At 73.3% G+C, this 6,719-nt stretch carries 7 protein-coding genes; 3 read left to right on the top strand and 4 right to left on the bottom strand.

From position 1 onward, the window contains the following. Positions 1-140: 140 nt before the first annotated feature. Entirely contained in the window at positions 141-1,430 is a 1,290-nt protein-coding gene (locus ACFU6K_RS27290; RefSeq protein WP_380667325.1) for a hypothetical protein, read from the top strand. 83 nt (positions 1,431-1,513) lie between these two features. On the opposite strand, the gene tenA is transcribed toward ACFU6K_RS27290, so the two are convergent. Beyond that, positions 1,514-2,185: a thiaminase II gene (gene tenA / locus ACFU6K_RS27285; RefSeq protein WP_380667323.1), complete on the bottom strand. Its 672-nt coding sequence runs from the start codon at positions 2,183-2,185 to the stop codon at positions 1,514-1,516. A 160-nt stretch (positions 2,186-2,345) separates the two neighbouring features. Here tenA and ACFU6K_RS27280 point away from each other — a divergent pair, with 160 nt between their 5' ends. Continuing rightward, positions 2,346-2,726: a phage holin family protein gene (locus ACFU6K_RS27280; RefSeq protein ID WP_049653241.1), complete on the top strand. Its 381-nt coding sequence runs from the start codon at positions 2,346-2,348 to the stop codon at positions 2,724-2,726. A 99-nt stretch (positions 2,727-2,825) separates the two neighbouring features. Here ACFU6K_RS27280 and ACFU6K_RS27275 read toward each other — a convergent pair whose 3' ends face one another. Continuing rightward, positions 2,826-3,251: an SsgA family sporulation/cell division regulator gene (locus tag ACFU6K_RS27275; protein ID WP_049653243.1), complete on the bottom strand. Its 426-nt coding sequence runs from the start codon at positions 3,249-3,251 to the stop codon at positions 2,826-2,828. Positions 3,252-3,448: 197 nt separating this feature from the next. Continuing rightward, the gene (locus ACFU6K_RS27270) at positions 3,449-4,471 is read right to left on the bottom strand and encodes a helix-turn-helix domain-containing protein (protein ID WP_380667321.1); all 1,023 of its coding nucleotides are present in this window, start codon (positions 4,469-4,471) and stop codon (positions 3,449-3,451) included. 238 nt (positions 4,472-4,709) lie between these two features. Between ACFU6K_RS27270 and ACFU6K_RS27265 the strand changes: the two genes are divergently transcribed. Continuing rightward, a complete protein-coding gene (locus tag ACFU6K_RS27265) occupies positions 4,710-5,279 on the top strand; it encodes an NUDIX domain-containing protein (protein ID WP_380667319.1) in 570 nt (189 codons plus the stop codon). Here the strand turns inward: ACFU6K_RS27265 and ACFU6K_RS27260 are convergent. Further along, on the bottom strand, positions 5,280-6,719 hold a 1,440-nt coding region (locus ACFU6K_RS27260; RefSeq protein ID WP_380667317.1), incomplete at its 5' end, for a globin domain-containing protein.

Here is a 6,719-nt window from a genome sequence, read left to right as displayed (position 1 = left end):
GTCCCAGGGCGAGCGGCGTCACCCTGGTCGGCCCGCCGAGAATTCCTCCGGAGGGGGCACAACCCCGGGCGTTCCCAGGCGTCCAACCAGTGCTGGCAGCAAGCCCGTCCAGCACCGTCGACCCCCGGGGGGATCCGATCATGCGGGCCAGAACAGCCATGTCCCTCGCCGCCCTGGCGGCGCTCGTCCTCACCGCCCCGGCCCTCGCCGCCGTCCCGGCGACCGCCGCACCCACCGCCGCTGCCTCACCCGACGTCACCGCACCCGCCGGGTACGTCGGGATGTCCCCGATCCGGGTCCTGGACACCCGCGACGACAGCAAGGTCCCGGAGACCCGCACCGCTCGGCCGCTGCGGGCCGGCGAGTACTTCTCGACCCCGATCGCCACGGGCTGCCTCAACCCCCCGCGGCAGGAGTGCTTCGGCGTCGTCCCGACCGATGCCACGGCCGTGGTGGTCAACGTGACCGTGACCGACCCGACCGCCGACGGCTTCGTCACGCTCGGCTCCGCCCCCGGCATCCCGGGCACCAGGCCCGCCACCTCCAGCATCAACTTCAGGCCCGGCCAGACCGTCTCGAACCTGGTCACGGTCGCGACCGGCCCGGTCAGCCACGACGTCCCGTGGCTCACCCTCTACAACAACGCGGGCACCACCGACGTCGTCCTCGACGTGGTCGGCTACTTCCGGACCGCGGCGACCGACACGTTCCGCCCGCTGTACCCGAGCCGGATCGCCGACAGCCGCCGCGACACCACCGGCCGGATCGACAGCGACTCGGTGCGCAGCTACCACGTCGCCCGCACCGAGCTGGGGACCACGGACGCCACCGCGGTGGTCCTCAACGTCACCGCGGTCGACGGCTACCGGGACGGCTTCCTGACCGCGTACCCGGCCGGTGAACCCCGACCTGACGTCGGCTCGAACGTCAACTTCCCGGCGGGCTCGACGGTCGCGAACCGCGTCGTGGTGAAGGTCGGCCAGGACGGCAGGATCAACCTCTACAACCACGTCGGCCCGGTGCACGTCGTCGTCGACATCGTCGGCTACTACGGACCGTCCGGCAAGGGCCGGTACAGCGCGCTCAGGACACCGGTGCGGAGCCTGGACTCCCGGCTCGGCGGCGGACCGGTGCCGGGGTCGGGCACCCGGATGATCCAGGCCGTCCCCACCGACGGCTCCGTGCCGAACGCCTTCGCCGTCGAAGCCAACATCACGGCCACCAACGTCCTCGCCGACGGCTACCTCGCGGTGACCCGCGAACCGAACCTGCAGACGGGCACCTCCACCGTCAACGTGGTGCGGGGGCAGACCACCTCGAACTCGGCGACCGCCGAGGTGCTCGAAAGCACGGGCACCTACGCCGTCTACAACCACGGGGCCGACCTGGACCTCGTCGCCGACGTGAACGGCTACTACGTCACCGGCTGACCCGCACCCGCCCGCGCCGCCCGCCCGTGGTCCCGCACATCGTCCGGACGCTCCGGACGACGTGCGGGCGCCGCCCGGACGGCTCAGACCGGCCAGCGCTCACCGCGCCAGGCGGCGTCCCAGAACATCCACTCGTAGCGCGAGGTGGTCACGAAGTGCTCGACCACCCGGCGGCGTTCGGCCGCGGACAACTCCTCGCCCAGCCGGTCGGTGAGCGCCAGCACCCGGCGGACCACCGACTGGAAGGCCTCGTCACCGTAGGTGGAGATCCACTTGGCGTACAGCGGGTCGGGCGAGCCCTGGGCGAGCAGCGCCTCGCCGACCCGGGCGTAGATCCAGTAGCAGGGCAGCACCGCACCGAGCGCCTCGGCGAAGGAGCCGCCGTAGACGGTGGCCAGCAGGTAGCTGGTGTACGCCCGGGTGGTGGGCAGCACCGGCTCGGCGGCGGCCTCCTCGGCGCTGCCGCCGAAGGCGGTCAGGAACTCGGCGTGCATGCCCTGCTCGGCGGCCAGCGCGCCGACCGCGTCGTCGGCGAAGGCCCGGACGTCCTCCTCGCCGGGCGCCTTGGCGGCGCAGACGGCGAGCGCGCGGGCGTAGTCGCGCAGGTAGTGCGAGTCCTGGACGACGAAGTGGCGGAAGGCCTCGCGCGGCAGGGTGCCGTCGGTGAGCCCGGCCAGGAAGGGGTGGGCGAGGATCTCGGCGTACACCGGCTCGATGGCCGCCCAGAGTTCTTCGGTCAGCGTCTTGGTGCTCATGCCGCGACCCTAACCGCCGGGGCGGCCCCGACGGCCGGCGTGCCGCCGTCCTCCCTCGTCCCCGGACCCGTCCGTCCACCTCCCGGACCGGGCGCGTTCGACGCCACCCCGCCGTGTGGTGGTTCCGCCGGGAGGGTGGTTCCTGTCAGGCTTGGGCGGCATGAAGGGTTTCCTCATCAAGACACTGATCAACGCGGCGGCCATCTGGGTCGCCGCCTGGATCGTCAGCGGCATCCAACTCGCCCAGGGCAAGGCCGACTGGCAGCACAAGGCGCTGACGGTGCTCGGCGTCGCCGTCGTCTTCGGCGTGGTGAACTGGCTGATCAAGCCGGTGGTCAAGCTGTTCTCGTTCCCGCTGTTCATCCTCACGCTGGGCCTGATCACCTTCGTGATCAACGCCCTGATGCTCCTGCTCACCTCCTGGGCCTCCGGGAAGCTGAGCCTGGACTTCCACGTGACCAACTTCGGCTCCGCGCTGGTCGGTTCACTGATCATCAGTCTGGTCGCGTGGGGCCTGCACCTGGCCCTGGACGACGACTGACCGGTGCCGTGCGGACGGCCGAAAGGGGCCCGCACCCGGGTGTCGCCACCGGGTACGGGCCCCTTCGCCGTTCCTGTGCGACCGCTGCCGCCGGGGCGCTCACCCCGCGTTCTCACGCCCCTTGAGCAGGTCCGCGAGCTGGGCGTCGATGTCCCGCCCGGAGAACTCCTGCCCCATCGGCACCAGCCGGTCGGTCCGCGCCAGGAAGGCGATCAGCGGCGCGGACGAGGCGCACAGCAGGGCGTCCCCGTCGGGGGAGTGCAGCACGATGCGGACCTCCGAGAGCTCGTCGCCGACCGGGCGGATGTGCACGTCGCCCTCGCCCGCCGGCCCGCTGATCCCGTCGAGCAGCAGCTCCCGCGCGAAGTACCAGGTGACCGGGGCGTCGCCGGGCAGGTGGAAGGTGAGCCGGACGGCGTACGGGTCGTCGGCCTCGTACGCCAGGTCCACCGGGAGGCGGAAGGAGAGCTCGTGCGAGACCACGAGGTTCATCACCAGGTGACCCTGGACTGTGCTGTGCTGCATGGCGCCAGTACCTCTCGTTCTGCCCGCGCCGTCGGTTCGCTTGGTCCGATGGCGGCGGACATGTTTTCGACGGTTTTTGTGACGGTTTATGCAACCAATCCACGTTCGATCATCATCGTCCATGTTTGGGGATGTAGTGGACAAGGCGTGCTTTTTCAAATGGTGAACGAGCCGGAGCAGGTCCAGACCAAGCCGTGTCAGAAGATGAACGACGGGCTCATCGCCCCGACCCCGCGCCGCAGTTGGCACGCGACGGAGACCAACCGGTCGGCCTGCTCGACCGGGAGCGACAGGGCCATCGTGGCGACCACCGGGCCGATGGTGATCGGGACCGCCGCGCAGACCGTGCCGAGCGCGTACTCCTGACGCTCCAACACCGGCATGGTCGGCCGCAGCGAGGCGAGCCGGCGCAGCACCGCGGTCTCGCCGGTGAGGGTCGACGGGGTGAGCCCGGCCGGCGGGTGGCGGGCGAGGTGGTCGCGGCGCTCCTCCTCGGGCAGCTGGCCGAGCAGGCACTGGCCGATGGCGTGCGCGTGGGCGGTGGCCCGGAAGTCCGCCCAGGGCTCGACGGCCGGGCGGTTCGGGTCCTCGGCCACGTCCACCACGTGGACCTCCCCGTCCCGGTACAGCGCGAAGTAGACCGCGGCGCCGAGCTCGTCCCGTAAGGACCGCATCCGCGTCCGCAGGTCGGGGTCGCCGCACCGGCCGCGGGAGCGGGCTATGCCGTCGAGCGCCTCCCCGTGGAAGAAGCGCCCCTCGGAGCGCCGCAGGTAGCCCTCGTGGGCCAGGGTCCGCAGCAGGTGGTAGGCCGTGCCGAGGGGCAGTTCGGCGGCCCGGGCCAGCTGCTTGGCGGTCGCGCCGCGGCCGAAGCCCCCGACGGCCTCCAGCAGCCGCAGCGCCCGCTGGACGGAGCCGATCAGGGTGGGCCCGCGGTCCGCCTCGGACGGCCGCGGCGCGGCGGGCCCGGCCTCCCGCGTGATCCCGACCGGTCGTGCGGCCTCGAACGGTCGCGCTTGCCCGGACGGTCGTGCACTCCCGGACGGTCGTGCGTTCCCGGCCGGTCGCGCTTTCCCGGCCGGTCGCGCTTTCCCGGACGGTCGTGCGTTCCCGGCCGGTCGCGCTTTCCCGGCCGGTCGCGCTTTCCCGGCCGGTTGCCCTCCGAACGGTATGGCCGTCTCGAACGGTTGCGTCTTCTCGAACGGCTGTGCGATCCGATCCATGACACCCAACCCCCAGCCCGAGTCCCTCGTACAGGTCCGTGCCCAGAACGGGCATGCGGAACGAAACCTCCGATTTGCCCGATAGCTGCTCATTGCAGCACAGCGGGACCCCGAACGGATGCACCCGACCGGGTCGGCGTTTCGACCCGTTCCCGGTGTGTTTCGACCCGTTCCCCGGGTTTCGTTCCTCCCCCGGCGCGGGAGACTTCCGCACAACGCGCCAGTCCCGGAGGTGGCCATGGGCCCCGAGAACCGCACCGCGTCACCGCGCCCGGTCGTGAAGCGCACCGCGCGGGCGATCCTGCTGGAGCTGGACCCGGACGATCCGTACGGCCCGGCCTCGATCGTGCTGATCCGGCGGGTCCGGCCGGACTCGCCGCACCCGTACTGGATCACGCCCGGCGGCGGGGTCGAGCGGGAGGACCGGACGGTGGTCGAGGCGCTGCACCGCGAGGTGGACGAGGAGCTCGGCGGCAAGATCGTGGACGTGGTGCCCGCCTTCGTCGACACCATCAGCCACACACTCCCCCAGCCTCCGGCCGGGGGGACCCCCATCGACGACGGCACCCCGCCGCACCCACACGGGGTCAAGGTGCAGCACTTCTTCGTCTGCCGGCTCGCCTCGATGGACCTCGCCCGGCGGCACGGGCCCGAGGTGACCGATCCCAACGGCGAGTACGAGGTGGTCCGGCTGCCGTTCACCCGCGAGGGCGTCACCTCGGTCAACGTGGTCCCGCCCCGGCTGCGGGCGTACCTGGCGGCCAACATCGAGGGTATCCGCGCGCTCCTCGCCCCCGACCTCGGGTGATCACACGGCGGCCGGGTCGCCGACCGGGTCGTGCCGGATCCGCTCGGCCGGGATCCCGGCCCGCAGCAGCACCCCGACGCCCCGGCGCACCATCGCCGGCGGCCCGCTGAGCACCGCCTCGCGACCGGTCCACGGGCCGAACCGACCCACCGCATCGGGCAGTTCGCCGGTCAGCAGGCCGCCGGCCAGGAGCCCGCCGTCCGGCAGGCCCCCGGCATGGCCGCCGCCGGAGAGCACCGGACGGACCGTCAACCACCGGTGGCGCGCGGCCAGTTCGCGCAGCCCGTCCAGCGCGTACAGCTCCTCGGCCCGGCGGGCCCCGTAGAACACCTCGACCCGGCGGCCGGACGTACCGTGCTCGGCGGCCTCCTCGACCAGGGCGCGGATCGGCGCGATGCCGGTACCGCCGCCGAGGCAGAGCAGGTCCCGGCCGGCCGCGTGGTCGACGGTCATCGCGCCGGCCGCCGGGCCGAGCCGCAGCACGTCGCCGGGCGCGGCCCGGTGGACCAGCGCGTTGCTCACCCAGCCCGCCTGGACGGCCTTGACGTGGAAGGTCAGCAGTCCGTCCGGGCGGGGCGCGCCGGCGAAGGAGTAGTGCCGCCAGACCCGCGGCCACCAGGGCGTCTCCAGCGCGGTGTACTGCCCGGCCCGGAACGGGTAGGCCTGGTCCGGCCGGACGGTGACCACCGCGACGTCCCGGGTGCGGCGCTCGTGCCGGACGATCTCGCCCTGCCACCAGGGCGGCGAGGTGCGGGCGTCCTCCTCGGCGGCCTCGATCATGGTCGAGGAGATCATCCGGTAGGCACGGCGCCAGGCCGATTCGGCCTCGGCGTCCCACCGGTCGTCCGCGTACCGGGCGAGCGTCCGCACCAGGCACTCCTCCACCACGGCGTAGTGCCCGGCCGGCGCCCCGTACCGGCGGTGGCTCCGGCCGAGCCCGGCCAGCGTGGCGCGCAGGGCCGCCGGCCGGTCGAGCTCGCGCACCACGGCCAGCAGGGTGCGGAACAGCCGCTCGCGGTGGACGTCCATGGCGGCGGGGAAGGACGAGCGGAGCTCGGGGTGGCGCAGGAAGAGCAGCGCGAAGAAGTGCGCGGTGGCCCGGTCGGCGACCGGCTCGACGGCGGCGAGGCCGGCCCGGACCAGCGCGACCTCCCGGGCGGTGAGCGGCCGCCGGTCGGTGCCCGGGTCCTGCCCGGCGGCGGGGAGCGCGGCGGGGAACTGCCCGGCCGGGGTCCGTACACCCCAGGCCTCGCTCCACCGGTCGCCCGGGCCCGCCCAGTTGAGGCCGGGGGCGTCGGCGAACAGCGGACGGAAGTCGGCGGCCTGGGCGGGAGTCGGGACGTGGGCATGGACCGGAGCCGGGGCGAACGGCGGCTGCACCGGCCGAACGGGCTCCAGTAGCGACACCGGCGGCAGCACCTCCGTCGGCGCGTCCGCCGC

The organism is Kitasatospora sp. NPDC057512 (genome assembly GCF_042802135.1).
Taxonomy (GTDB): domain Bacteria; phylum Actinomycetota; class Actinomycetes; order Streptomycetales; family Streptomycetaceae; genus Kitasatospora.
This window is presented reverse-complemented; position numbering and strand designations above follow the sequence as displayed.

Bases quoted from the DNA above. Each gene is read 5' to 3' on its own strand.
- ACFU6K_RS27265 (WP_380667319.1), top strand. From the start codon at position 4,710: ATGGGCCCCGAGAACCGCACCGCGTCACCGCGCCCGGTCGTGAAGCGC.
- ACFU6K_RS27290 (WP_380667325.1), top strand. From the start codon at position 141: ATGCGGGCCAGAACAGCCATGTCCCTCGCCGCCCTGGCGGCGCTCGTC.
- ACFU6K_RS27275 (WP_049653243.1), bottom strand. From the start codon at position 3,251: ATGCAGCACAGCACAGTCCAGGGTCACCTGGTGATGAACCTCGTGGTC.
- ACFU6K_RS27270 (WP_380667321.1), bottom strand. From the start codon at position 4,471: ATGGATCGGATCGCACAGCCGTTCGAGAAGACGCAACCGTTCGAGACG.
- ACFU6K_RS27280 (WP_049653241.1), top strand. From the start codon at position 2,346: ATGAAGGGTTTCCTCATCAAGACACTGATCAACGCGGCGGCCATCTGG.
- tenA (WP_380667323.1), bottom strand. From the start codon at position 2,185: ATGAGCACCAAGACGCTGACCGAAGAACTCTGGGCGGCCATCGAGCCG.